The 22,902-nt window shown below is 73.2% G+C and carries 21 protein-coding genes; 11 read left to right on the forward strand and 10 right to left on the reverse strand.

Features of this window, described 5'->3' with window-relative positions; genetic code table 11:
• Positions 1–783 precede the first annotated feature (783 nt).
• Positions 784–1,983 carry a hypothetical protein gene (locus ABZV77_RS03255; RefSeq protein WP_356249699.1) on the reverse strand — a complete coding sequence of 400 codons (1,200 nt, stop codon included), beginning with the start codon at positions 1,981–1,983 and terminating at the stop codon, positions 784–786.
• A gap of 556 nt (positions 1,984–2,539) precedes the next feature.
• On the opposite strand from ABZV77_RS03255, the gene ABZV77_RS03260 reads away from it, so the two are divergent.
• From ABZV77_RS03260 to ABZV77_RS03295, 8 genes are all read left to right on the forward strand, one after another.
• Positions 2,540–2,920, forward strand: coding sequence for a hypothetical protein (locus ABZV77_RS03260; protein ID WP_356249701.1), 381 nt, complete (start codon positions 2,540–2,542; stop codon positions 2,918–2,920).
• 50 nt (positions 2,921–2,970) lie between these two features.
• Positions 2,971–3,408, forward strand: a complete 438-nt coding sequence (locus tag ABZV77_RS03265) for a phage tail protein (protein WP_150186695.1) — start codon at positions 2,971–2,973, stop codon at positions 3,406–3,408.
• 1 nt (position 3,409) lies between these two features.
• Positions 3,410–4,168 (forward strand): LysM peptidoglycan-binding domain-containing protein, encoded by a 759-nt coding sequence (locus ABZV77_RS03270; RefSeq protein ID WP_356249703.1) that lies wholly within the window; start codon positions 3,410–3,412, stop codon positions 4,166–4,168.
• Entirely contained in the window at positions 4,168–6,087 is a 1,920-nt protein-coding gene (locus ABZV77_RS03275) for a VgrG-related protein (RefSeq protein WP_356249705.1), read from the forward strand. The genes ABZV77_RS03270 and ABZV77_RS03275 overlap by 1 nt, the downstream gene beginning before the upstream one ends.
• A gap of 84 nt (positions 6,088–6,171) precedes the next feature.
• Positions 6,172–6,585, forward strand: a complete 414-nt coding sequence (locus ABZV77_RS03280; RefSeq protein WP_356249707.1) for a GPW/gp25 family protein — start codon at positions 6,172–6,174, stop codon at positions 6,583–6,585.
• A gap of 6 nt (positions 6,586–6,591) precedes the next feature.
• Positions 6,592–8,553, forward strand: coding sequence for a putative baseplate assembly protein (locus ABZV77_RS03285; RefSeq protein ID WP_356249709.1), 1,962 nt, complete (start codon positions 6,592–6,594; stop codon positions 8,551–8,553).
• Between the two features lie 758 nt (positions 8,554–9,311).
• Positions 9,312–9,848, forward strand: coding sequence for a phage tail protein (locus ABZV77_RS03290; RefSeq protein ID WP_356250172.1), 537 nt, complete (start codon positions 9,312–9,314; stop codon positions 9,846–9,848).
• A 2-nt stretch (positions 9,849–9,850) separates the two neighbouring features.
• On the forward strand, positions 9,851–11,041 hold the full coding sequence (locus tag ABZV77_RS03295; RefSeq protein ID WP_356249711.1) for a zinc ribbon domain-containing protein: 1,191 nt from the start codon (positions 9,851–9,853) through the stop codon (positions 11,039–11,041).
• Positions 11,042–11,134: 93 nt separating this feature from the next.
• On the opposite strand, the gene ABZV77_RS03300 is transcribed toward ABZV77_RS03295, so the two are convergent.
• From ABZV77_RS03300 to ABZV77_RS03315, 4 genes are all read right to left on the reverse strand, one after another.
• The gene (locus tag ABZV77_RS03300; protein WP_356249713.1) at positions 11,135–12,013 is read right to left on the reverse strand and encodes a geranyl diphosphate 2-C-methyltransferase; all 879 of its coding nucleotides are present in this window, start codon (positions 12,011–12,013) and stop codon (positions 11,135–11,137) included.
• A 16-nt stretch (positions 12,014–12,029) separates the two neighbouring features.
• Positions 12,030–13,286, reverse strand: a complete 1,257-nt coding sequence (locus ABZV77_RS03305) for a family 2 encapsulin nanocompartment cargo protein terpene cyclase (protein ID WP_356249715.1) — start codon at positions 13,284–13,286, stop codon at positions 12,030–12,032.
• Positions 13,287–13,325: 39 nt separating this feature from the next.
• Entirely contained in the window at positions 13,326–14,738 is a 1,413-nt protein-coding gene (locus ABZV77_RS03310; RefSeq protein WP_356249717.1) for a family 2B encapsulin nanocompartment shell protein, read from the reverse strand.
• Positions 14,739–15,020: 282 nt separating this feature from the next.
• Entirely contained in the window at positions 15,021–15,944 is a 924-nt protein-coding gene (locus tag ABZV77_RS03315) for an LLM class F420-dependent oxidoreductase (RefSeq protein ID WP_356249719.1), read from the reverse strand.
• Between the two features lie 248 nt (positions 15,945–16,192).
• Here ABZV77_RS03315 and ABZV77_RS03320 point away from each other — a divergent pair, with 248 nt between their 5' ends.
• Positions 16,193–16,456 (forward strand): hypothetical protein, encoded by a 264-nt coding sequence (locus ABZV77_RS03320; RefSeq protein ID WP_356249721.1) that lies wholly within the window; start codon positions 16,193–16,195, stop codon positions 16,454–16,456.
• Positions 16,457–16,530: 74 nt separating this feature from the next.
• Here ABZV77_RS03320 and ABZV77_RS03325 read toward each other — a convergent pair whose 3' ends face one another.
• The 5 genes from ABZV77_RS03325 to fes form a co-directional block, all read right to left on the reverse strand.
• Entirely contained in the window at positions 16,531–17,013 is a 483-nt protein-coding gene (locus ABZV77_RS03325; RefSeq protein ID WP_356249723.1) for a DUF6099 family protein, read from the reverse strand.
• Positions 17,014–17,264: 251 nt separating this feature from the next.
• A complete protein-coding gene (locus ABZV77_RS03330; RefSeq protein WP_356249725.1) occupies positions 17,265–17,609 on the reverse strand; it encodes a nucleotide pyrophosphohydrolase in 345 nt (114 codons plus the stop codon).
• The gene (locus ABZV77_RS03335; RefSeq protein WP_356249727.1) at positions 17,606–18,769 is read right to left on the reverse strand and encodes an ATP-binding protein; all 1,164 of its coding nucleotides are present in this window, start codon (positions 18,767–18,769) and stop codon (positions 17,606–17,608) included. Before ABZV77_RS03335 ends, ABZV77_RS03330 begins: the two co-directional genes overlap by 4 nt.
• 155 nt (positions 18,770–18,924) lie before the next feature.
• Positions 18,925–19,317 (reverse strand): cell division protein SepF, encoded by a 393-nt coding sequence (locus ABZV77_RS03340; RefSeq protein ID WP_055565886.1) that lies wholly within the window; start codon positions 19,315–19,317, stop codon positions 18,925–18,927.
• 129 nt (positions 19,318–19,446) lie between these two features.
• A complete protein-coding gene (fes, locus tag ABZV77_RS03345) occupies positions 19,447–20,715 on the reverse strand; it encodes an enterochelin esterase (protein WP_356249729.1) in 1,269 nt (422 codons plus the stop codon).
• 144 nt (positions 20,716–20,859) lie between these two features.
• On the opposite strand from fes, the gene cbiE reads away from it, so the two are divergent.
• Entirely contained in the window at positions 20,860–22,137 is a 1,278-nt protein-coding gene (cbiE, locus tag ABZV77_RS03350) for a precorrin-6y C5,15-methyltransferase (decarboxylating) subunit CbiE (RefSeq protein ID WP_356249731.1), read from the forward strand.
• A gap of 6 nt (positions 22,138–22,143) precedes the next feature.
• Positions 22,144–22,893 (forward strand): precorrin-4 C(11)-methyltransferase, encoded by a 750-nt coding sequence (cobM, locus tag ABZV77_RS03355; protein ID WP_356249733.1) that lies wholly within the window; start codon positions 22,144–22,146, stop codon positions 22,891–22,893.
• The last annotated feature ends 9 nt before the right edge of the window (positions 22,894–22,902 follow it).

Below are 22,902 nucleotides of genomic sequence, written 5' to 3' on the forward strand. Positions count from 1 at the left end.
TGCCACGTCCTCGGCAGGGTCTGCATCTGCTTCTTCTTCTGCTGCTGCTTCTACGTCCAAGACCGCACCGCTCGCCGGTGCGCGGGCCCTTCCCGTCCCTGCCGACTCCGGTTCCGGTCCCGCGTCAGGCTCCATGCCCGGCAGTGGTGAGGCAGGGACTCGGCGCCAGGCGCCGGGGGTGAGCGCCCCCGCGGGTTCCCCCGCCGTGCCTGCCGTACCCGCCGCGCCCGTGGTGCAGACGTCGCGGGCAACGCGGCGCTCCCCGCTCATTTCGGCGGCGCCTGGTGTAGTTCCGCAGCGGCAGTTGTTCCCCGTCGGGGCGACGCCTACGAGGACGGACGGCGGTCCCGGCGTCCGGGCCACCGATGTCCCCGGGGCAGTGCCCCCCACCGGCCCAGGTGCGCCTGCCGCGACCGCGGCCAAGGACCCCGTCGCTGTACGGGCGGACTCCCCCGTCCAGCCCGTACAGCGGCGGCCTCGCATGCGCCGGGTCTCGCGCACGCAGCCCGGCGGCAACGGCGGCGGCACGCCGACGAGTGACCCGGGCCCAGGCCCGAGCCTCCCCCTCGACCAGCCGCCCGCCCCTGCCCCCGCCCCGGCGCCGCAGCCCGGCCCGCGCCAGAGCGCACCGGCCCAGAAGCCGACGAACGACAGGCCCGCGACAAGCACACGGCCGACCGCGACTCCCGCCCCGGCTGCCCCGCCCGTCCAGAAGTCGGCGAAGGCCGGGCCCACGCCTGCGCCCGCGCCGTCACCCGCCCCCGCGGCAAGCGGTCGGCCCCCTCACCAGCCGCCTGCCCCGGCACCGCAGAGCACCCCGCGGCAGACCTCGCCCGACGCGCCGGTCGCACCGTCCGCGCCGTCCGCGCCGGTCCAGCGGTCGGCAGCCAAGGGACCCACGCCCACGCCGTCACCTTCACCGGCGCCCACTCTCACGGCAAGCGGCCAGACCCGCCCGCGCCGCACCGCGATCGGCGCACCCGTCACGCCTACGCCCGTGACGCCCGCGCCTGTCACACCCGCGCCCGTCACCCCCGTGCAGAAGTCCGCAAGCGCCGCAAGCGACGGAGCAGCACCAGCCCCTGCGTCTGCCCCTGCCCCCAGCCCCGCCCCGGCACCGCAAAGCCGCCCGAGCCACACTCCGGCTCCGAGCGACGCGCCGGTGACACCTGCGACGAGGCCGACGACCGGCGGCAGGCCTTCACCCACGTCCGTACCTGCACCCGCGCCCGCGCCCGGACCCACCCCTGCGGCAAGCGGCCAGAACCGCCCGCGCCGCACCGCGATCGGCGCGCCCATCACCCCCGTGCAGAAGTCGGCCAGCGGCGAACCCGCACCCCGCACCGCCCCCGGCCCGACCCCGCAGCACCCCACGCACCGGCCGTCGACCGACGCGCCGGTTGCACCAGTTGCACCGGTCCAGAGGTCGGCGAACAACGGGCCCACCCCCACGCCCGCATCCTCGCCCTCCCCAACGTCCTCCCCCTCCCCCGCTGCCGCCCCCACCCCCGCGGCAAGCGGCCAGAACCGCCCGCGCCGCTCCCCCATCGGCGCACCCATCACCCCCGTGCAGAAGTCGGCCAGCGGCGAACCCGCACCCCGCACCACCCCCGGCCCGACCCCCCAGCACCCCACGCACCAGCCCCCGGCCAACACCCCGGCGACACCTGCGCCCAGGTCGCCCGCCGGCGGGCCCGCCGCCACGCCGCCCACCCCCGCGGCAAGTGGCCAGGACCGCCCACGCCGCTCCCCGATCGGCGCACCCGTCACCCCGGTGCAGAAGTCGGCCCACGCCGGACCCGGACGAGCACCCACGCCTCCTCCCGTGCCGTCCCCCGCGCCGCTCGACCAGCAGCCGCCCGCCACCACCCCTGGCCCGGCACCGCAGAACCGCCCGCACCAGACCCAGCCGAGCGCGCCCGTCGCCCCCGTCCAGAGGTCGGCAAGCAGCGTCCCCGCACCGACCGCTGCGTCTGCCCCCAAGCCCACCCCGGCCCCGGCCCCGGCCCCGGCCCCGGCCACAGTCCCGGCGCCGCAGCAGCCGCAGGCACAGGCACCGGCACAGACACAGGCACCGGCACCGGCGACCGCGACGCCCCACCCGCACTCACACTCGTACCCCCAGCCCCAACCGCTCCCCGTCGTCCCGATCAACCGCCGCATCGCCCCCGGCAGTTACCGGCCCGCGGACCTCCTCACCGCTCCCCCTCGTCCCCTGTCCCCCTCCCGGGGCCTCACTACGCAGACCTCGCACACGCCTCACGCGCCTCACGCGCCGCACACCCCGGCACCGGGCGCCCCGACCCCGGCAGCGGCCACCCCCGCAACGGCTCCCGCGCCCGCCCCCGTACCCCTGCAGAAGTCAGCAAGTGCCGGACCCCGGACCGGCGGGACCAGTGGAACCGACGGACCCGGCGGACCCCGCAGCGCCGCCGCCTCCGGACCCGCCGCCCCCGTCGTCGTACCGCTGGCCAAGCCCGGCCCCCAGGCGAGCCGTCGCGCGGCCTCCCCCGCCCAGACCCCCGTCCGTCAGACGGTCATGGCCCCGGCCGCGCTCCCCGTCCAGCGGCGCGCGGTACCCGCACCCGCACCCACCCCCGCCGAGCCCGCGCAGCCGCAGCCCCAGCCCCAGCCGCAACCGGCCCCCTCGCCTCGGCAGCAGACCACGGTCTCCCGGTCCACCGCCGGAGCCAGCGGCACCACCGCCGCGGAGACCAGGTCGGCCGCACCCTCCCAGACCCAGCACCAACACACCGGCTCCGACTCCGAGTCCGGCTCCGACCCCGTCTCCGAATCCGCCGCCCCCGCCGATCTCGACGACCTCGCGCGGCGGCTCCTCGCTCCGCTCTCGCGTCTGCTCCGTGCGGAGCTCCGCAGTGACCGCGAGCGGCTGGGCCGACTCCGGGACCACGGCCGCTAGCAGCGGTCGCGTCCCACCGTCCTCCGCCACCTCCACAGCAAAGAGAAACCATGCCCTCGCCCAAGGACCCCGGCTCCACCGTCTTCTTCAAGCTCACCATCGACGGCCAGGACCTCGGCCTGTTCAACGGGTGCGACGGGCTCTCCTCCGAGGTGGAGGTGGAGCAGCGGCAGGAGGGCGGCAACAACGGGTTCGTCTGGCAGTTGCCCACCCGCGTGACCTTCTCCACCATCCGGCTCACCCGGCCCCTGACCGCCGACACGGCCCGCGTGGCCGCCTGGATCTCGTCCATCGCGACCGGGATCTCGCGGCCCACCGCGCAGATCGCGGCCCTGCGCGCGGACGGTTCCATCGTCGCGCAGTGGGGGCTCGTCGAGGTGCTGCCCGTGCGCTGGCAGGGGCCGAGCCTGAGCCCGGACAGTCCGGCCGTGGCGACGGAGACGCTGGAGATCGCGCACCACGGATTCACCGACGCGGGAGGTGCCTGAGATGGCCGCGCCCACCGGCGGCAAGGCAGGCGCGAGCCTGGTCCGTGCCGCGCTCGCCATCCACCAGCCGCCCACCGACCTCGGCGGGTCGATGGGCGGGCGGATCGGTGAGGTGGAGTTCCAGTTCAACCCGACGCAGCTCCAGATGGCGCGGTCCGCGGAGTGGCGTACGCAGCGTGCCGTCGCGTACACCCGCGGCGCCCCGCCGAAGTTCACCGGCGCCGCCCCGGCCACCCTCCAGCTGGAGGTCTTCCTCGACTCCTCCGGCACCCCCAACTCCGGGAAGGTGCAGAAGCAGGTCGAGATGCTCCTCTCGTGCTGCGAGGTGACCCCGCAGAGCGTCACCTCCAAGCGTCCTTCGCCGCCGTGGGTACGGTTCTCGTGGGGGTCGTTCAACACCGTGCAGTTCGTGGCGTACGTGACCAACGTCAGCGCCACGTACACCCTCTTCAACCCGACCGGTGAGCCGATCCGCGCCACCTGCTCGCTCGCGCTCACCGAGGTCTCGATGCCCACCAAGGGGCAGAACCCGACCTCCGGCGCGCTCTCCGCCCGCCGTGTGCACCGCACCGTCGCGGGCGACTCGCTGGCGTCGCTGGCCTGGCGGGAGTACGGCGACGCCACCCGCTGGCGGCTGATCGCGGAGGCCAACGACATCGACGACCCGATGCGGCTGCGGCCCGGCACGGAGCTGCTGCTGCCCGCCGCCGACGAGGCCCGGCCCGGCCCCGCCACCACCCCCGCGCACGTGGAGTCCTGATGAGTGAGAAGACGTACACGAGCGTCCTGCACGCCGAGATCGGCGGGTCCGTCCTGCCCGACAAGCTCGCCCTGCTGCTCGTGGAGGGCTGGGTGGACGCCAGCGTGAACGTGCCGTCCGCCTTCCAGCTGACCTTCGCCGACACGGGCGGGGACATCCTGGAGAAGTTCCCGAAGATCAAGGTGGGCGCCGAGGCCGTCCTGTGCCCGTTCACCGACGGTGTGCGCGGCAAGCCGATGCTGACCGGTGAGGTCACGGCCCTGGAGGTGGACTCGGACGGCGGCGGCAAGTCGCTCGTCGTGCGCGGCTACGACCAGGGGCACCGGCTGCTGCGCAACCGCCGCGTGCAGGGCTTCAAGAACATGACGGCGTCCGACATCGTGCGCCGCGTCGCCACCGCCAACAAGGTGCGGATCGGGAAGATCGAATCCACGCCGACGGTGTACGAGCTGGCCACCCAGCCGAACATCACCGACTGGGACTTCCTCTCCCGGCTCGCCCAGGAGAACGACACCCACCTGTCCTTCGACCCGGACGGGAAGCTGTGCTTCGCCAAGCTGGCACCCGCCTCGGGCGCGCCGTCCGACTCGACACCGGCCGCGCAGAGCCCGTACGTCCTCGAATTCGGGCACAACGCGCTGCACAGCCGGGTCGCGGTGACCGCATCGGGTCAGGTCGCCACGGCCGGGGTGCGGGGCTGGGACATGCGGGCCAAGCGCGCCCTGTCCATGCAGGCCCCGGCGATCCGCAGCAAGGACATCGTCGCCGACATCACCCCCGCGCAGCTCTCGCAGCCGTTCGGGAAGGCCGAGCTGACCGAGACCGGGACGCCCTACACCACCCAGGCCCAGGTCACGCACGCCTCGAAGTCGTTGGCGGACGACGTGGCGGGCTCCTTCGCCGAGATCGAGGTGGCCGTCACCGGCAACCCCGACCTGCGGCCGGGGCGGCCCGTGGCGCTGAAGGGCGCCGGGTTCCCCTTCGAGGGGAAGTACACGGCGACCGGCGTGCGGCACGTCTTCGAGTCCGGGCGGCAGTTCACGACGTGGCTGACCGTCTCCGGGCGGCAGTTCCGCTCCCTGTACGGTCTCGCCTCCGGTGGCACGGAGGCCGCGCCGGCGGTGCCGGGCGTCGCGATGGCGCTGGTCAGCAACGCCAAGGACCCGCTCCGGCTGAACCGCGTCAAGCTGCGCTTCCCGTGGCTCTCCGACAAGTACGAGAGCGACTGGTGCCGCATCGCGCAGATGGGCGGGGTCAAGGGCGGCGGCCTGATGATGCCCGAGGTGGGCGACGAGGTGCTCGTCGCCTTCGACCGGGGTTCCCTTGAACATCCGTACGTGCTCGCCGGGTTGTACAACGGCAGGGACAAGCCGACGCCCAGCACGGACGGGCTGCAGCCGATCGACCCGACCAGCGGCCGGGTCAACTGGCGCTCCGTCTCCTCGCGCAGCGGCCACACCATGGAGCTCATCGACGCCAAGTCCCGTATGAAGAGCGGCATCAGGCTGCAGACCGGCAACGGCCGCCTCACCGTCCACATGGACGAGACGCGGACCAGCGTGACCATCCGCAGCGACGGCTCCGTGTCCATCTCCGGGACCCGCAACGTCAGCATCAGGGCGGGCGGCAACCTGTCGCTGACGGCGGGCGGCTCGCTGACGATGAGCGCGGGCGGCGCGGTCGACATCAAGGCGGGCGCCAAGTTCGGCGTCAACGCGGGCGGCATGGCGGACATCAACGCGACCGGTGTCGTCAGCCTCAAGTCGGCGGGCGCGGTGGCCGTGAACGCGGTCGGCGCGGTCTCCGTCACCGCGGCGGGCGCGGTGGCCGTCAACGCGGGCGCGGCGGCCGCCATCACCTCACCGGCCACCGTCGCGCTGACCGCACCGGCGGTCCTGCGCAACGGCCTGCCGTTCTAAAGGACTTGAAGGACTTGAGGGACTTGAGGGACTTGAGGGACTTGAGGGAGCTGAGGGCCATGTGCCTCGAGGGGGTCACAGGACATGAGTGAGCAGTTCGTCGGTGCGGGCTGGACGTTTCCGCTGCGTACGAGTGCCGGCGGCGGCATCGCGCTGGCCCGGCGCGAACGCGAGATCGAGGAGTCGATCCGTCTCGTGCTCGCCACCGCGCCGGGCGAGCGGCCGATGCGGCCCGAATTCGGCTGTGCCGTCCACGACATGGTGTTCGCGCCGGTCAACGAGGCGACGGCGGGGCGGATCCGGTACGAGGTGCGGTCCTCGCTCGATCGCTGGGAGCCGCGCATCGACGTCCTGGACGTCGAGGTCAGCCCGGCGCCCGACGACCCGTCCGTCCTTTTCATCGACGTGAGCTACAGCGTGCGCGGCACCAACAATCCGCGCAGTCTCGTCTTTCCCTTCTATGTGATCCCGTCCACGGAATCAGAGAGCGGAGTCTGAAGTCCGATGGCCCTGCCCGCACCCCACCTCGACGACCGGCGCTTCCAGCAGTTCGTCGACGACGCCAAGCGCTACATCCAGCAGCGCTGCCCGGAGTGGACCGACCACAACGTCTCCGACCCGGGAGTCACCCTCGTCGAGGCCGTCGCGCACATGGCCGACCAGATCGTCTACCGGCTCAACCGCGTGCCGGAGAAGAACCACCTGGCCTTCCTCGACCTGCTCGGCGTCACCCTCTTCCCGCCCTCCGCGGCCCGCGCGGAGGTCACCTTCTGGCTGTCCGCGCCGCAGCCCGAGTCGGTGGTCCTGCCCTCGGGGACGGAGGTGGCGACCAGCCGCACCGAGACCGAGGAAGCGGTGGCCTTCGCCACCGAGGACGATCTGACCGTGGTGCCCTGCGAGCTGTCGGCCGTGCTGCGCCAGGAGGACGGCAGCACGCCGCAGGACTGCGGGCAGGACATCTTCGGCGGCCGTGACGTGGCAGCCTTCGCGGAGTCGCCGCGCCCCGGTGACACGCTGCTCTTCGGGCTCAGTGCGGCGGTGCCGCGGTGTGCGGCGGTGCTGCAGCTCGACAGCCGGGTGGACGGCGTGGGCGTCGACCCGCGCCAGCCGCCGCTGGTGTGGGAGGCGTGGACCGCGGACGGCTGGACCGAGTGCGAGGTGGACGAGGACTCCACCGGTGGTCTCAACCGCCCCGGCGACGTTGTGCTCCACATCCCCGCCGGTCACATCGTGTCCCGCATCGGGCGGCAGGACGCGGGCTGGCTGCGCTGCCGCGTCATCGAGGCCGCCAAGGGCCAGCCGTTCTACAGCGCGTCGCCGACCGTGCGGTCCGCGGCCGCGTTCACCATCGGCGGCACGACCGCCGTCGCGCACGCCGACGTCGTGCGCGACGAGCTCCTCGGCGACTCCACGGGCGTGCCAGGACAGCGCGTCCGGCTGGCCCAGGCGCCGGTGGTCGCCGACCGGCCGCCGCTGGTCCTGGAGATCTCCGACGGCGAGGGATCGGGCTGGGCCGAGTGGCAGGTCGTCGACGACTTCGCCCGCTCGGGCCCGTTCGACCCGCACGTCACGCTGGACGCGGCGACCGGCGAGATCGCGTTCGGCCCCGCGGTGCGCGAACCGGACGGCTCCCTGCGGCAGTTCGGCGCGGTGCCCCAGAAGGGTGCGGCGATCCGCGCGACCCGCTACCGCACGGGCGGCGGCCGCACGGGCAATGTGGCCCGCGGCGCCATCCAGGTCCTGCGCAGCTCCATTCCGTACGTCTCCCGGGTGGAGAACCGGGAGGCGGCGCGCGGCGGCGTGGACGGCGAGACGGTCCAGGAGGCCAAGGTCCGCGCGCCGATCGCGCTGCGCGCGCAGGAGCGGGCGGTGACGGCGCGCGACTACGAGGAGCTGGCGCGGCGGGCCGCGCCCGAGACGGCGCGGATCCACTGTCTGGCCGCGGACTCGGCGGAGGCCGGGGAGAACGCGGTCCGCGTCCTCGTCGTCCCCCAGGCCGTGCCCGACCGGGGCGGCAGGCTCCGCTTCGAGCAGCTGGTGCCCGGTGAGGAACTCCTCTCCCGCGTCACCCAGTTCCTCGACGACCGCCGTCCGCTGGGCACCCGCCTCTCGGTCGGCCCGCCCTACTACCAGGGCGTCACCGTGGTCGCCACGCTCCACTCCTTCCGTGCCGCACAGGCCGAGCGCGTCCGCTCCGAGGCGCTCGACGCGCTGTACGCCTACCTCGACCCGCTGACCGGCGGGGCGCACGGCGAGGGCTGGTCGTTCGGCCGCCCCCTGCGCGCGGGCGAGATCTTCGCCGCGCTCCAGCGGGTGCCGGGCGTGGAGCTGGTCGACGAGGTCCTCCTGCACCCCGCCGACCCCCTCACCGGCCGCAGGGGCGACGCCACGGACCGCATCGAACTGGCCCCCTCCGCCCTCCTGTTCCCCTTCGACCACCGCGTCCGCGTCATCGAGGCACGATGACGGGCGGCACGGAGAACGACCCGAGGCCGACGGGCACGCCTTCGGCGGCGGAGCCCGACGGACGGACGGGACACGCGCAGGAGCTGCCCGCGGAGGTGGGGCCTGCGGAGGCGGAGCCCACTCAGGGCCCCGGCCCCGGTTCCGACCCCGCGCAAGCGCGACACGCTCCCGGAACGCCGTACGCGCCCGTGTCGAACCCCTACTCCGACCCGAATGCCTACTCGGGCCCGAACCCCTACTCCGACCCCAATGCCTACTCGGGCCCGAACCCTTACACCGACCCGAACCCCTACACCGGCCCGAACCCTTACGCCGACCCGGGCCCCGGCTCCGAGCCGAGCAGTGCCCAGCAGGCGGATGCCGCTCCGGAGAACCCCGGGCCCAGGCAGCCGACCGCCGCGGCCCCCGCCCCGGACCCGGCACCCGCACCCGAGCCCGCGCCCGCGCCCAAGCCCAGAACCAAGGCCAAGCCCAAGACCGAGACCAAGCCCAAGACTGAGACCCAGCCCAAGATCGAGCCCAAGACCGAGCCCGCCCCCGCTTCGGTGTCCAAGGACGCTCCGGGCTCCTCGGTCACTTCGGGCGGCGCGCGTGCGTCGTGGGTGAAGGCTGCCGGTGCCGGGGACGCCCCCTCCTCCCGGGCCGGGCACACCTCGGGAACGGGCGGCGGCGGTTCCGGCGGCGGTGACGGCTTCGTGCCCGCCCCGTGGGCCGGGAACGGTGACGGCTCCGGGTCGAGGCGCGGGTCCCTGTCGGAGCTGGGGTCCGCGCACCCCCTCGGCGACCAGCTGCCCGCCGTCTTCGCCGACGACGACTTCGCCCTGCGCTTCGTCTCCGGTCTGGACGTGGTGCTCGCGCCCGTCTTCACCGTCCTGGACTGCCTGGAGGCGTACTTCACGCCCTCCCTGACGCCCGAGGACTTCCTCGGCTGGCTGACGGACTGGGTCGGCACGGAACTCGACGGCACCGAACCGCTGGCGACGCGCCGCCGTGCCGTGGCCTCCGCCGTCGAACTGCACCGCGTCCGCGGCACCCACCGCGGACTCGCCGCCGCCGTCGAACTCGCCTTCGGCGTACGCCCGGAGATCGCCGAGAGCGGCGGCGCGAGCTGGTCCGCACGCCCGTTGGGCGCCTTCCCCGGCACCCCGCGCCCCGCCCTGCACGTCAGCCTGCGCGTCCGCGACCCCGCGTCGGTCGACCCGCACCGCCTGCGGGCCGTCGTCGCGGCGGCCCGCCCCGCCCACCTCCCCTTCACGGCCGAGGTGACCGCCACACCTTTCCCTGAAGGGACCTAGAGATGCCCGACCAGCACGAGACGGACGACATGCAGAACTCCCCAGCCAACACGATCCCGTGCCCCGAGTGCGGCACCCCGGCCCGCCAGCACGGCCAGTCCTTCTGCGACTCGTGCGGGGCCTTCCTCCGCTGGGACACCCCGGCAGGCGCGCCGGGCCCCGCCCGCCCGGGCAACGCTCCGGCCGCGGACGGCTCCGCCGCGTCGCAGCCCGAGGCCGACGCGGGCCCCGCTGCCCAGTCCCCGCCCGCCGGTGTCTTCGGTCCTCCCCCCGCCGGTTCCACCGACACCACAGTGCCGCTGCCCCCGACCGCCCCCGAGCCGACCGCGGGCCCGCCCCGGCCCAGCGACACCGCCATCCGGTCCCTGCTCGTGCCGGTGCCCGAGGGCTCCGAGCCCGTGGCGCCGGAGACTCCGGGCAGCGTGCTGCCGGGCAGGCCCGACGCGGCCCGGCCCCGCGTACGGCAGGCCGCCGTGCCCGTCGAGCCCGAGTCGGGAGCGCCGTGCCCGAGCTGCGGGACGCCCAACGCCCCGCGTCGGCACTTCTGCCGCAGCTGCGCGAACCCGCTCAGGGACAACACCACCCCGCTCGCCGAGGGCCCGTACGCAGGACAGCGCCCCCGGCTCCACCGCGACCGCACCCGCTGGATCGCCCGTGCCGTGGGCATCGCGGTGGTCGTCGGCCTGGTGGTGGGCGGGATCTTCGGCGGGCCGCCGGCCGCGCGGGCCGTGCAGGACCACTTCGCCAAGCGGGTCCCCGTCCACCCCACCGACTACAGCGCCTCGCACGCCGCCCCCAAGCAGGCGGCCAAGCTCGCCTTCGACGGCTACAGCAACACCTGGTGGGGCACGGGCTACGCGGGCGACTCGGCGGGCCAGTGGCTGCAGGCCGACTTCGGTCAGCCCACCGACCTGCTCAACCTCCTGATCACGCCCGGCACTTCGTCGCGCAGCGCACAGGCTGCCGAGCAGGCGAGGCCGATGGAGTTCGACCTGGTGGTCAACGACTCGGCGGGCAAGGAGCACGTGATGCACCGCCGGATCAACGACGGCGGCGTGCAGAAGATCGACGTGCGCGTACGGGACGCGGTGAAGGCACGCCTGGTCCTGCGCTCGGCCTACGGCACCGGCAAGAAGCGCCAGGTGGCCATCGCCGAGCTGGAGTTCTTCGGCCGCTCCACCGGCGGTCAGTAGCGAAACAGCGGCGGACGTGCGAGGTCCGGGGCCGTCGTCGGACGGCCCCGGACGTCGTTCTTGAGGTTCTTCAACCCCTTGCGGCGCGCTCGGTCAGATGCGGTCGGCCGCGATCAGCACGTACTGGAACGAGCCGTCCCTGTACGAGTTGATGAACGCCTCTTCGATGCCGGTGACCAGCGACGACGTCGCCCGCAGCTCCCAGTAGGGCAGCGTCGCGTCCGTCAGGTCGACGATGGCCTGCGGCACGAGGCGGTTGTCGGCCATGGCCTTCAGATACTCCCTGCGGGAGTGGATGTTGCACTCGAAGTGCGCGTTGATCTGGGAGACCCACTTCGAGGGCTGGCCGTAACGCGGGTTCCAGCAGCCGGTGATGGTCACATAGCGGCCGCCGGGCGCGAGCACCCGGGAGTGCTCGGCGAACAGGTCGTTCAGATCGACGTACATGCTGGACTCGTTGTTCCACGAGGCCTTGGCCTGGCCGGTCTCGAAGGGCGTGTCGAGCATGTTGCACACGCGGGCGTGGACATGGTCCTCCATGCCGAGTTCGCGGGCGCGCCGGTTGGCGAAGTCGGCCTGCTTGGCCGAGAGCGTGACGCCCTCCGCCCGGCACCCGAACCGTTGGTGGGCCATGACCAACGAGCCGCCCCGGCCGCACCCCGCGTCCACGACGGTGTCGTCACGCCCGACGGGTCCGAGCTGGTCGAGGAGCACGTCGGTCTGCGCCGACTCCAGGCGGTGGAGCTCGGCGATCAGCCTCTTCTCGTACTCGCTGTCGCCCGCGTTCCCCAGAGCGGCGTGGTCCACGTCCCCGATGCCGTAGTGGTGGTGGTAGAGCCCGTCGACGTCGCCGAGGCGCAGGTTCACTGGCCTGGCCTCTCCGTCCCAGTACCGGGCGATGTCCCCTTGGTAGGGGGACGCCGGGCCGGGGATGGAAAGGGACGTGCCGTTGGCGAGTTCAGTGCTGGTCACAGTGGTGTCGGCTCCTCTACCAGAAGTCGGGCAGGCTGTAGCGGTATGTGTTGGTCTGGTGCCAGTAGTGGTTGCCGTCGACCCAGACGGCCACTCCCCTGAGGAAGCGCAGCACGCTCGGCACGGGGCAGGCGGCCGCCAGGGCGGCGGCTTCGGCCTCGAAGGCGTGCATCAGGTCGTTGTGGACCTCGACCGCCTTCAGGTAGGCGTCCCGTTCGGAGACGTCCTCCCGTTCGGCGATCACCACGGGCAGGTTCAGATGGCGGCCCGGGCTTTCGAGTTCCTTGGTGTACGAGTACAGGTCGTTCACCACGGTCGTGGCGTTGCCCGCGAGGGCGATGACCCGCTGCATGGCCGCCTGCGCGTGCAGATCGGCCGGCAGTTCATAGCCACCGACGGTGTCGGTGATGGTGGGGCAGGGGCGGAAGTTGTTGAACTGGCGCATCGCCAGGTACTCCCACACCTCGGGTACGTGGTCCGTCTCGGACCACGCGGCCTCGGCGAGGTATCCGAGGTGCAGTCGGGCCATGTCGTGCCGGAAGCGGTCGGCCTGCGAGGCGGTGGCCTGGCGGCTGAAGTACGCCATGGCGGAGCGGTAGGCGCGGCGCGGGGCGTCCGATTCGAGCGACTCGCGCCACGCCGGTTCGTACTCCGGTGTGGTGTGGAGGTCGTCGAGGGCCGTGTGGGCCAGCAGGAGACGGCTGCCGAGGCCGACGGGCGAGCCGCCGTGGTCCTCGCAGTAGCAGTCGTCGACCGCGTTCTCCGCGACCATCAGACGGGTGGCGATCATCAGGTGGTCGACGGTGGGGGCGTCCGGGTGGCAGGCGACCATGTAGCGGCCGACGGAGAAGCCGTCGAACTGGTCCTCCCACTCGGGCGGGAACGCCTGGACCTCGTCCACCGCCCACGCCTTGATCCGTCGGCCGACCTCCGCCACCCGCACCGGATCGGGCTCCTGCACGGGGTGGTAATAGAGCCCCGGGATCGGCGCCCCTTTCGCCGGACCGGCGCTCTCCCCGGGAGCATCGGCCTCCACCGGCACCTCGGTCTCCACCGGCACCTCGGTCTCCACCGGCACCGCAGACTCCACCGGCGCCGCAGGCTGCACCGGCACGCCGGTCTCCACCGGCACCTCGGTCTCCACCGGCGAGCCGGTCTCCACCCGCCTCTCCAGGCCCAGGTACAGGCCCGCCGTGCCCAGACCGCTCGGGCCGCGCAGAATCCTTTCCATGGCAGGGTTCGGGTGCAGGGTTGGCAGCCCGGGATCGGGCATCCGTAGCTCCTTGGTGAGGTGACGGGAGGGGCGGGCGGGCTAGTCGCGCCTGCGGGCGATCTGCACGTTCTCCAGCACACCGAGCGCGTCGGGCAGCAGAACGGCGGCGGAGTAGTACGCCGTGACCAGGTACGAGATGATCGCCTGCTCGCTCATGCCCATGAAGCGCACCGAGAGGCCCGGCTCGTACTCCTCCGGCAGCCCGGTCTGGTGCAGACCGATGACTCCCTGGTTGTCCTCGCCGGTACGCATCGCGAGGATCGAGCTGGTGTTGTCCTCGGAGATGGGGATCTTGTTGCAGGGCAGAATCGGTACGCCTCGCCAGGCGGGGACCTGCTGGCCGCCGAGGTCGACGTTGTCCGGGTAGAGCCCGCAGGCGTTGAATCCCCAGCCGATGGCCGCGATGGTCCTGGGGTGGGCGAGGAAGAACTTGGTGCCGCGCCTGCGGCAGAGCAGGTCGTCGAGGTCGTCCGGGGTGGGCGGGCCGGAGTGGGGCTGGATCCGCTGCTTGAAGGCGGCGTTGTGGAGCAGGCCGAACTCACGGTTGTTGACCAGCTCGTGCTCCTGGCGCTCGCGCAGCGCCTCGATGGTGAGCCTGAGCTGTTCCTCGGTCTGGTTCATCGGCCCGTTGTAGAGGTCCGCGACCCTGGTGTGGACGCGCAGCACCGTCTGGGCGACCGAGAGTTCGTACTCCCGCGGGCGGGCTTCGTAGTCCACGAAGGAGCCCGGCAGCCGCGCCTCGCCGACGTGGCCCGACGACATCGCGATCTCGGCCTCGCCGTGCCGGGTCTGGCGCGGCACGGAGCGCGCGGCGAACTCCTGCAGATGGGTCCGCAGGCTCGGCGCGGCGGACGTGAGCGCGGCGAACTCGGCGCGGGACAGGGTCAGCAGGGTGCCGGAGGTCGCCGCCGTGGCGGTGTACCCCCACCGCGCGTCGTCGTCCAGCAGGGCTTCCTCGCCGAACCGGCCTCCGTCGGCAAGTACGGCCACGGACACCTCGTCACCGTACTTGCCGACGGAGGTCTGGTTGATCCGGCCATGGGCGATCAGATGGATCTGCTCGGCGGGGGCGCCCCGCTCCACGAGCACCTCACCCGCACGGAAGTCGCGCTGCACGAACCGGTCGGCGATCGCCGTCAGCACCTCGACGTCGTCGAAGTCGCGCAGCAGGGCCAGCTCGCCCAGCTCGCGCGGGACCACCCGGACGTCGGCGCCGTCCTGCACGAACTCGATGCACCCGTCTCCGACGGTGTAGGTCAGCCGCCGGTTCACCCGGTACGTGCCGCCCTTGGTCTCCACCCAGGGGAGCATCCGCAGCAGCCACCGGGAGGTGATCTCCTGCATCTGCGGGGCGGACTTGGTCGTGGTGGTGAGGTTGCGGGCCGCCTCAGTGCTCAGGCTGGTCCGCCGAGCAGGCTCCAGCCGCTCTTCCGGGCTGGTCTCAACGGTCATCGGGCGAGCTCTCCTTTACGAGATGAGGAGATACGTGGGCGAATCCGGGAATCCGCCCGGATCCGTTGGGAACGCTAACGGCCGGTTCGCCCAACTCGCCTGGAACTGTTGCCCAGTTACCTCGATGCAGCGATCTTGCTCCGCAACAGGTTTATCCGACTGCCCGACTGCACATAGACCCCTCACAAGTTCACAAACTCCGCATGACCCCCACTACGCAAAGTGGCCGCCGGGCACCGGAGGGGTGAGCCCGGCGGCCACGTACAGGGGCCGACCGATGGTCTAGGACAGCTGCGACTGCACCTGCGAGGAGATGATCTCCAGGTGGTCCAGGTCGGCCAGGTCCAGGCACTGGAGGTAGATGCGGCTCGCGCCGATCGCCTCGTACCGCCCGATCTTGTCGACGACCTCGGCGGGAGAGCCCGCAAGGCCGTTCGCCTTGAGGTCGTCCACGTCGCGGCCGATCGCCGCCGCACGCCGGGCGACCTCCGCGTCGTCCTTGCCGACGCACACCACAAGCGCGCTGGAGTACACCAGGTCGCCGCCCTTGCGTCCGGCCTGCTCGGCGGCGGCGCGGACCCGGCCGAACTGCCGCTCGCTGTCCTCGACCGAGGCGAAGGGGATGTTGAACTCGTCGGCATACTGCGCGGCGAGGCGCGGGGTGCGCTTCGCGCCGTGGCCGCCGATCAGGACCGGCACCTTGGCCTGGGCGGGCTTGGGGAGGGCCGGGGAGTCGGTGAGCTGGTAGTGCTTGCCGTCGTGGCTGAACGTCTGGCCGACCTCCGTGCCCCACAGCCCGGTGACGATCGCCAGCTGCTCCTCGAGGCGGGCGAACTTCTCCTTGGGGAAGGGAATGCCGTACGCCTTGTGCTCGTCCTCGAACCAGCCCGCGCCAAGACCCAGTTCGACCCGGCCGCCCGACATCTGGTCGACCTGCGCCACCTGGATGGCGAGCACACCGGGCAGCCGGAACGTACCGGCCGTCATGAGCGTGCCCAGCCTGATCCGCTTGGTCTCCCTGGCGAGCCCGGCGAGCGTGATCCATGCGTCCGTGGGCCCCGGCAGGCCGTCGGCGGAACCCATGCGGAGGTAATGGTCCGAGCGGAAGAAGGCGTCAAACCCGAGGTCCTCGGTGGCCTTGGCGACGGCGAGCAGGGTGTCGTAGGTGGCCCCTTGCTGGGGCTCGGTGAAGATTCGAAGATCCATGGCTCCATCCTGCACGCTCGAACGCCCGTCAACCGTGCCGGTCCCGCCGAACCCCCACCGCCCCGGTCGGGTGAAAATCCGTCAACACGGCGGCGGCCCGGGCCCGCACCAGTGACCACGCCCGACGCATGATCGTTGGCTCGGGCGGTGCCGGACCGCCCCGGCACCCGCACCGGCGGCCGCTGCCGGGGCGTCGCCTGCACCAACTGCCTCTCCCCCTCGGGAGGGCGAGGGCCGAGGAGGCCGTCATGTCCAAGGAAGCCGTGCCCGAGCAGGAGGCCGCGCACGATGCGCCCGTGCCCGCCCAGCAGGGCGCACCCAAGGGCCTGCTGCAGCAGATGGAGGAGTTGATGGCAGCGCTCAACGCGGATCTGACCCAGCTCGACGCCGATCTGCAGCAGTCCGCGCCCGCCGCGCCCACGGGATCCGACGGGCCTGCCGGACCCCCCGGCTCCGCCGCCTCTCCCACAGGCACCCGTCAGCAGAGCGACGAAGAGCCCGGCCGCCGCTGAGCGCACCGGCGCTCCCCCGCAGCCCCGGCCGCCTCCACGACCCTGCCCCGCGGCGGGGTCGGCCCGGAGCCTTCTCATGCCGGTCCCGCCGCCGAGTCGGGCTCGGGCTGTCCCTGCTCCCGCACCGCGAGTCTGCGCAGCATCTCCACCACACGGTCCCTGGACTCGTCGGCCGCGTCGATCGCCTCCATGCACTGCCAGTACACCCCCTCGTCCTCGGCGCCCATGGCGACGCCGACGAGCGCGATGCCGACCTCGCCGAGGAGCCTGCCGAGCCCGAGCAGGACCTCGTGCGCGTCGCCCGTCCCCGTGAGCCTCGCCGCGCGTATGTCCTCCGTCCCGAGGCGTGGGGCGTCGAGCACCCCGCAGGCTCTGCCGCCGACTTCGCTCAGGCCCAGTGCCTCACCCCGTAACTCAGGAGGCCCCGCGACCGCGAGGTGACTGCCGATCGCCTGCGCGAGAGCCTGCGACTGCCAGACCTCCACGACGATGTCCGCGGGGTCCTGACTGCTCGCCAGAGCGCGGCGGTTCGCCTCGATGAGCCGCATAGCGTTCATGACCCGGCCCCTCCATCCCGCGCGCACTCGCCGCACGATTGCCCGAACTCCCCTGTCCACTACCCAGAGTGAGGCCCATCCGGGCGAAAAGCCAGGGGAGGTCGGAAATCTGTGGACACACAGTGGAGTTTGGACAAGCCATCCACTCCGGAGAGTGACGAAAGTACCGGAATGAGAGATTCCAAGGTGCCTTCGGGAGGCGCGGGGAGGCGCGGGGAGGTTCGGGGAGGCCCTGGGAAGCTCAGGGGGATTCAGGGAGATTCAGCGACCCCCGGCACCGGGAAGCGCCGCTCGTTCCGCTCGATCTTCGCCGCGAGCGCGGCCAGCGCGTCGATCCCCAGGACTTCGCAGAACTGCAGCAGATATGCGAGGACGTCGGCGACCTCGTCCGCCACCCGCGGCGCCGTGTCCGGGTCGTCCATCACCCGGGCCGACTGCTCGGGGGTCAACCACTGGAAGATCTCGACCAGTTCGGAGGCCTCCACGCTGAGCGCCGCGGCCAGATTCTTAGGGGTGTGGTACTGCCCCCAGTCGCGCGCCGCCGCGAACTCGGCCAGCCTGCGCTGCAGTACCGCCACATCAAGTCGTTCCGTCACGGTTCAAGGTCTACCACCGAGGCCCCCGCGTCCGCCGCCCAGGACGCGTCCCCCACCGCCCCGACCAGCCGGATGTGCCCGCGCCCGCAGGTGCGCGCCGCCAGTTCGCCGAGGGTGCGCGCCTGCCGTGCGTCCAGCCGCCGGTCGAGCCCGTCGGCGAGCACCGTGAGGGTCTGGTACGCCAGCGGCACCTCCGCCACCGGGTCGACGGCGAGCACGCCGGGACCGGTCAGCAGGACCAGCGCAAGCGCCAGGTACCGCAACTCGCCGTCGCCGAGCCGCGCGAGCGGTGTGCGCACACCGCCGCCCCGGTCGATGAAGGCGTGCACCGCGCCGTCCTCCACCTCCTCGGCAAAGACGTCCGCGACAGGCCCCGCGCACCCGGAACGCACCGCCGAGACCAGCATCGCGTGGCGTGCCCCGCACTCGGCGCGGGTGCGCCACAGGACTTCGGCGAGGTTGTCGCAGCCGCCCAGGAGACGGCCCGAGCCGATGAGGCCCGCGGGGACGGGGGCGCGCATGCGGCTGGGCCGCGGGTCGCACGCGTACGCCGAGCGCAGGGCGACCACGACCTGTTCCGCCGCCGCGAGCACCAGGCGCTGCCCGTCGGTCTTGCCCGCGACGCGCAGCGGCACGAGCGCCGTGCCGAGCCGGTCGTCCGGCATCGGGGCACGGGTGACGGGGGCCGCGCCCGCGGTGTGCCAGGCGGCCTGCACCACGCGTCGGCCCGGGTCCCGCAGCGCCGTCTCCAGGAGCACGAGCCCACCCCGGGTCAGCCGCTCACCGACGACCCGCAGTTCGGGCTCGGCCTGCACGGCGAGGTCGAGCCGGACGGCTCCCGCGGGCCCGTCGACCGTGCAGCCGATGCGGAATCCGCGCCGCCGCTGGCCGTCGGCGCGGGCGCGCTCGGGCACGCACGCCACAGGGTCCGCGAAGACGTCGGGCAGTTCCGCCCCGGCGCAGAGCCGCGCCAGCGCCTCGTACGCCCCCAGTGCACTGGACTTTCCGCTGCCGCTCGGCCCTGTGAGCAAGGTCATCGGGCCGAGCGGGAGCACCGTGGCGCGGTGTCCGGCGAAGGCGGACAGGCGCAGTTCGGTGACCTGCGGCCGGTCCTGGACCGCCGATGGCTCCGCGGCCGACATCCGGGAATGCACCGTCATGACCGGAAGGTAGGCGGCAGCACTCCCGGCGAACCGTTACGCCCAACCGACCTTCCTACGATCGGGGGATTCCGGTCTAAGAGCCTCCATGTGGATCACCGAGAGGCTAGGGCTCGAAAGCGCCACGCCACGGCCGTGCGGGCCCCGCGCGCCCCTCAGGACTGCGCGACCGCCTCCACCAGGCCCTGGACCTCCGTGCCGGGCGGCGCGAGGAGGAAGACGTTCTTGTCGACCCGGTGCATGCCGCAGTTGAGCCCGAGGACCACGCCGCTGCTGAAGTCCAGGACGCGCTTGGCGACTTCGGTCTCGGCGCCGGTCAGGTCCAGCAGGACCGGGATCTGGGCCATCACGGTCTCGGCGACCTCACGGGCGTCCGAGAAGACGTTGACCCGCATCACCACGAAGCGGCGGCGCGTCTCGGTCTCCGCGTCGGGCAGCGCGCGGTGCCCCGGCCAGGAAGGCCATTCGTTGCGGCTGCGCAGCGGTACGACCTGGGCGAGCCCTTCCCACTGTTCATCGGTGACGTCGTGGCGCTGACTGCTGCTCACTTGCCCACCCCGTCCTGGCTCGTACTTGTTCTCTGCACCGGCCAATTCTTACGCCAAGTCACCCGTTCAGCCCAACAGCGACACGGACGGCACCCCCTATACCGGTCATCGTGAAGTTCGCCACCCTCCTCACCGGCCGAGGAGGCGCACCAGCCCTTCGGCGAGGCCACCGCGCCAACAGGCGTAGTCATGGCCGCCGTTGTACTCCGTGAGGGAGGCGGCGTGACCGTGGGCGGTCAGCGTCTCGGCCATGAGACGGCTGTGGTCGACCATCGAACCCTCGTGCAGGCCGACGTCGAGGTGGACGCGGAGGGGCGGGCCCGGCGCCCCGGCGGCGAAGAGTCCGGCGAGCCAGGGCACTTCCTCGGCGGGCACCGTTTTCGGCACGCCGTGCGGCAGTCCGGGCCGCCACCACAGCGACGGGGACTGGGCGAGAACGGCGCCGAACCGCTCGGGCCTGCGCAGCCCCGCGTACAGGGCGGTGAGTCCGCCGAGGCTCTGGCCCGCGACGACGGTGCGGGCCGGGTCGGCCGTCAGGGGCCAGCGCGCGGCCGCCCAGGGCAGTACCTCGTCGGCGAGGAACCGGACATAGTCGTCGCGGGCGGTGAGGTCCTGCCAGCGGGTGAGCCGGTCGACGGCGTCGGGTGCGAGGACGACGGGCGGCGGTACGGCCCGGTCGGCGACGAGTGCGTCCAGGGTGTCCTGGAGCGCGAGCCGCCCGAACCACATGTCGCCGTCGCTCAGGACGACCACGGGGCTGTCGGGCCGCGGGCCGCCCGGCGGCAGGTGGACCCAGACGTCGCGCCCGGCGCCGAGCACGCCCGCGGGCAGGCGGTGCCGTTCGACGCGGCCGCGCGGGATGCCGTCGCGCCGCTCGGTCCACGGCTGGGCGGGCGCGTCGGGCAGGGCGAAGACGGAGCCGTCGGGCTGCCCCCAGCGGTCACCGATCCGGTGGGGGTTGAGGGGGTCGTGGGCCGCATGGGCCGACAGGGCGCGGAGCCGGAGCTGCCGGGCCTCAGGGGTGGCGGGGAGGTCGCCGGGCGTGAGGTCGGCGGCGATGCGGTACGTGCCGCGGTGGTCGGCGCGGAGCCTGAGCGTGCGGTGCCAGACGTCCGTGCCGGTGAGCGGGGTCAGCAGGGCGTCGGTGAGGCGTTCGCGGTCGACGAGGCGGTTGGCGAGCACCAGGACCTGGCGGGTGGCCCGGTGCCCACGCCACAGGAAGGTGACGGCGCGGTGCAGGGGGTCGCCGTCGACCGGCTCGGCCAAGGGGGTGCCGCCGCGCGACTCGACATCCTTCCAGAACGCTTCGAGGAGAACAGAGAGCTCGTCCTCGGTGGCATCGGAGACGCGGGAGGCCAGGGCCTGGAGGGTGGGGCTGAGCCCGACAGCAAGATCCATGGGTTAGTTAGCTTAGCCTAAGCTAACTAGCGAAATGGTCATGGCGGACCGCCCCGAGCAGCTCGCGGTAGGAGGACGGCGCCGGGTCCCCAGTAGAGTGCGGCTGCGCAGTCCCTTCCCAAACCCCGAGGTCAGGTACCAGCAGTGACCCCCGCACCGCCCACAGGCATACCGGCCGTCGCCGTCGTCGGGATCGGGGCCGACGGCTGGGAGGGACTCCCGGCCGCCTCGCGCGCCGCACTCGCCGAAGCCGACGTCGTCATCGGCGGACCCCGCCAGCTGGAGCTGCTGCCCGCCGGGCAGTGCCCCGGCGAGCGCGTGCCCTGGCCCTCCCCGCTCCGGCCCGCGGTACCCGGCCTGCTCGCCGCCCACGCGGGGCGCCGCCTCGCCGTCCTCGCCAGCGGCGACCCCATGTTCTACGGCATCGGACGCGCCCTCACCGAGGAGCTCGGCGCCGCCGCGCTGCACGTGCTCCCGCACCCCTCCGCCGTCTCCCTCGCCTGCGCGCGCCTCGGCTGGCCCGTCGAGGACACCGAGGTCGTCACGGTCGTCGGCCGCCCGGCCGCGCGGCTCGCCGCCGCGCTGCACGACGGCCGCCGCGTCCTCGTGCTCAGCGCGAACGCGGCCACGCCCGCCGAGCTCGCCGCCCTGCTGCGCGAGCAGGGCTTCGGACCCAGCAGGCTGCGCGTCCTCGAACAGCTCGGCGGCGCGGACGAGCGGTCGTACGACGGCGTCGCCGACACCTGGTCGCACGCGCCAGGCGACGCGCTGAACGTCGTCGCGGTCGAGTGCCGCCGCTCCCCCGACGCGCTGCGGCTCGGCGTCGTGCCTGGCCTGCCCGACGCCGCGTACGAGAGCGACGGACAGCTCACCAAGCGGTACGTCCGCGCCGCCACGCTCGCCGCGCTCGCGCCCGCCCCCGGCGAACTGCTCTGGGACGTGGGCGGCGGCTCCGGCTCGATCGCCGTGGAGTGGCTGCGCGCGCACCCGTCGTGCCGTGCCGTCACCATCGAGAAGAACCCCGTGCGCGCGGAGCGGATCACCCGCAACGCCGAACGGCTCGGCGTGCCGGGCCTGCGCGTCGTCACCGGCGCCGCACCGGACGCGCTCGCCGGACTCCCCACGCCGGACGCCGTGTTCATCGGCGGCGGCCTGACCGCGCCCGGCCTCCTCGACGCCGGGTGGGAGGCGCTGCCGCCCGGCGGCCGCCTCGTCGCCAACACCGTCACGCTGGAGTCCGAGGCGCTGCTCACCGAGTGGTACCGGCGCCACGGCGGCGAGCTGGTGCGGCTCGCGGTCGCGCAGGCCGTCCCCGTGGGCGGCTTCACCGGCTGGCGGCAGGCGATGCCGGTCACCCAATGGTCCGTCACCAAGGCAACCAAGGCAACCAAGGCAACCAAGGCACAGAACAGCAGGAGTTGACCACACATGACCGTGTACTTCATCGGCGCGGGACCCGGCGCCGCCGACCTGATCACGGTCCGCGGCGCGCGCCGGATCGCCGCCTGCCAGGTCTGCCTGTACGCGGGCAGCCTGGTGCCGCGCGAACTGCTCGCCGAATGCCCGGACGGGGCGCAGCTCGTGGACACCGCGCAGCTCAACCTGGACGAGATCACCGCCGAGTTGGTGCGCGCGCACGAGCAGGGGCTCGACGTGGCGCGGCTGCACTCGGGCGACCCGTCCGTGTTCAGCGCGGTCGCCGAGCAGATGCGGCGGCTCGACGCGGCCGGGGTGCCCTACGAAGTGGTGCCCGGCGTCCCCGCGTTCGCCGCGGCGGCGGCCGCGCTGAAGCGGGAGCTGACCGTGCCGACCGTCGGCCAGACCGTCATCCTCACGCGCATCGCCCAGCGTGCGACGGCCATGCCCGAGGGCGAGGACCTGGCCACGCTCGGCCGCAGCGGCGCGCTCCTCGTCCTGCACCTGGCCGCCGGATACGTCGACCGCGTGGTGGCGGAGCTCCTGCCGAACTACGGCGCCGACTGCCCCGCCGCCGTGGTCGCCCTCGCCAGCCGTCCCGACGAGGTGATCCTGCGGGGCACGCTGGATTCCATCGCGGGGCAGGTTAAGGAGGCGGGCATCGTGCGGACCGCCGTCATCATGGTGGGGCGGACGCTGGGGGCCTCGCAGTTCCGTGACAGTCACTTGTACTCGGCGGAGCGGGACCGTCACGTGTGCTGACGGTGCCCG

Origin of the sequence: Streptomyces sp. NPDC004732, assembly GCF_040609235.1 — a bacterium.
Classification (GTDB): domain Bacteria; phylum Actinomycetota; class Actinomycetes; order Streptomycetales; family Streptomycetaceae; genus Streptomyces.

What these genes read in the sequence shown, in the direction of transcription:
- ABZV77_RS03260 (WP_356249701.1), top strand. Translation starts at nt 2,540, where the DNA reads ATGGCCCCGGCCGCGCTCCCCGTCCAGCGGCGCGCGGTACCCGCACCC.
- ABZV77_RS03265 (WP_150186695.1), top strand. Translation starts at nt 2,971, where the DNA reads ATGCCCTCGCCCAAGGACCCCGGCTCCACCGTCTTCTTCAAGCTCACC.
- ABZV77_RS03270 (WP_356249703.1), top strand. Translation starts at nt 3,410, where the DNA reads ATGGCCGCGCCCACCGGCGGCAAGGCAGGCGCGAGCCTGGTCCGTGCC.
- ABZV77_RS03275 (WP_356249705.1), top strand. Translation starts at nt 4,168, where the DNA reads ATGAGTGAGAAGACGTACACGAGCGTCCTGCACGCCGAGATCGGCGGG.
- ABZV77_RS03280 (WP_356249707.1), top strand. Translation starts at nt 6,172, where the DNA reads ATGAGTGAGCAGTTCGTCGGTGCGGGCTGGACGTTTCCGCTGCGTACG.
- ABZV77_RS03285 (WP_356249709.1), top strand. Translation starts at nt 6,592, where the DNA reads ATGGCCCTGCCCGCACCCCACCTCGACGACCGGCGCTTCCAGCAGTTC.
- ABZV77_RS03295 (WP_356249711.1), top strand. Translation starts at nt 9,851, where the DNA reads ATGCCCGACCAGCACGAGACGGACGACATGCAGAACTCCCCAGCCAAC.
- ABZV77_RS03305 (WP_356249715.1), bottom strand. Translation starts at nt 13,286, where the DNA reads ATGCCCGATCCCGGGCTGCCAACCCTGCACCCGAACCCTGCCATGGAA.
- ABZV77_RS03310 (WP_356249717.1), bottom strand. Translation starts at nt 14,738, where the DNA reads ATGACCGTTGAGACCAGCCCGGAAGAGCGGCTGGAGCCTGCTCGGCGG.
- ABZV77_RS03315 (WP_356249719.1), bottom strand. Translation starts at nt 15,944, where the DNA reads ATGGATCTTCGAATCTTCACCGAGCCCCAGCAAGGGGCCACCTACGAC.
- ABZV77_RS03320 (WP_356249721.1), top strand. Translation starts at nt 16,193, where the DNA reads ATGTCCAAGGAAGCCGTGCCCGAGCAGGAGGCCGCGCACGATGCGCCC.
- ABZV77_RS03325 (WP_356249723.1), bottom strand. Translation starts at nt 17,013, where the DNA reads ATGAACGCTATGCGGCTCATCGAGGCGAACCGCCGCGCTCTGGCGAGC.
- ABZV77_RS03335 (WP_356249727.1), bottom strand. Translation starts at nt 18,769, where the DNA reads ATGACGGTGCATTCCCGGATGTCGGCCGCGGAGCCATCGGCGGTCCAG.
- fes (WP_356249729.1), bottom strand. Translation starts at nt 20,715, where the DNA reads ATGGATCTTGCTGTCGGGCTCAGCCCCACCCTCCAGGCCCTGGCCTCC.
- cobM (WP_356249733.1), top strand. Translation starts at nt 22,144, where the DNA reads ATGACCGTGTACTTCATCGGCGCGGGACCCGGCGCCGCCGACCTGATC.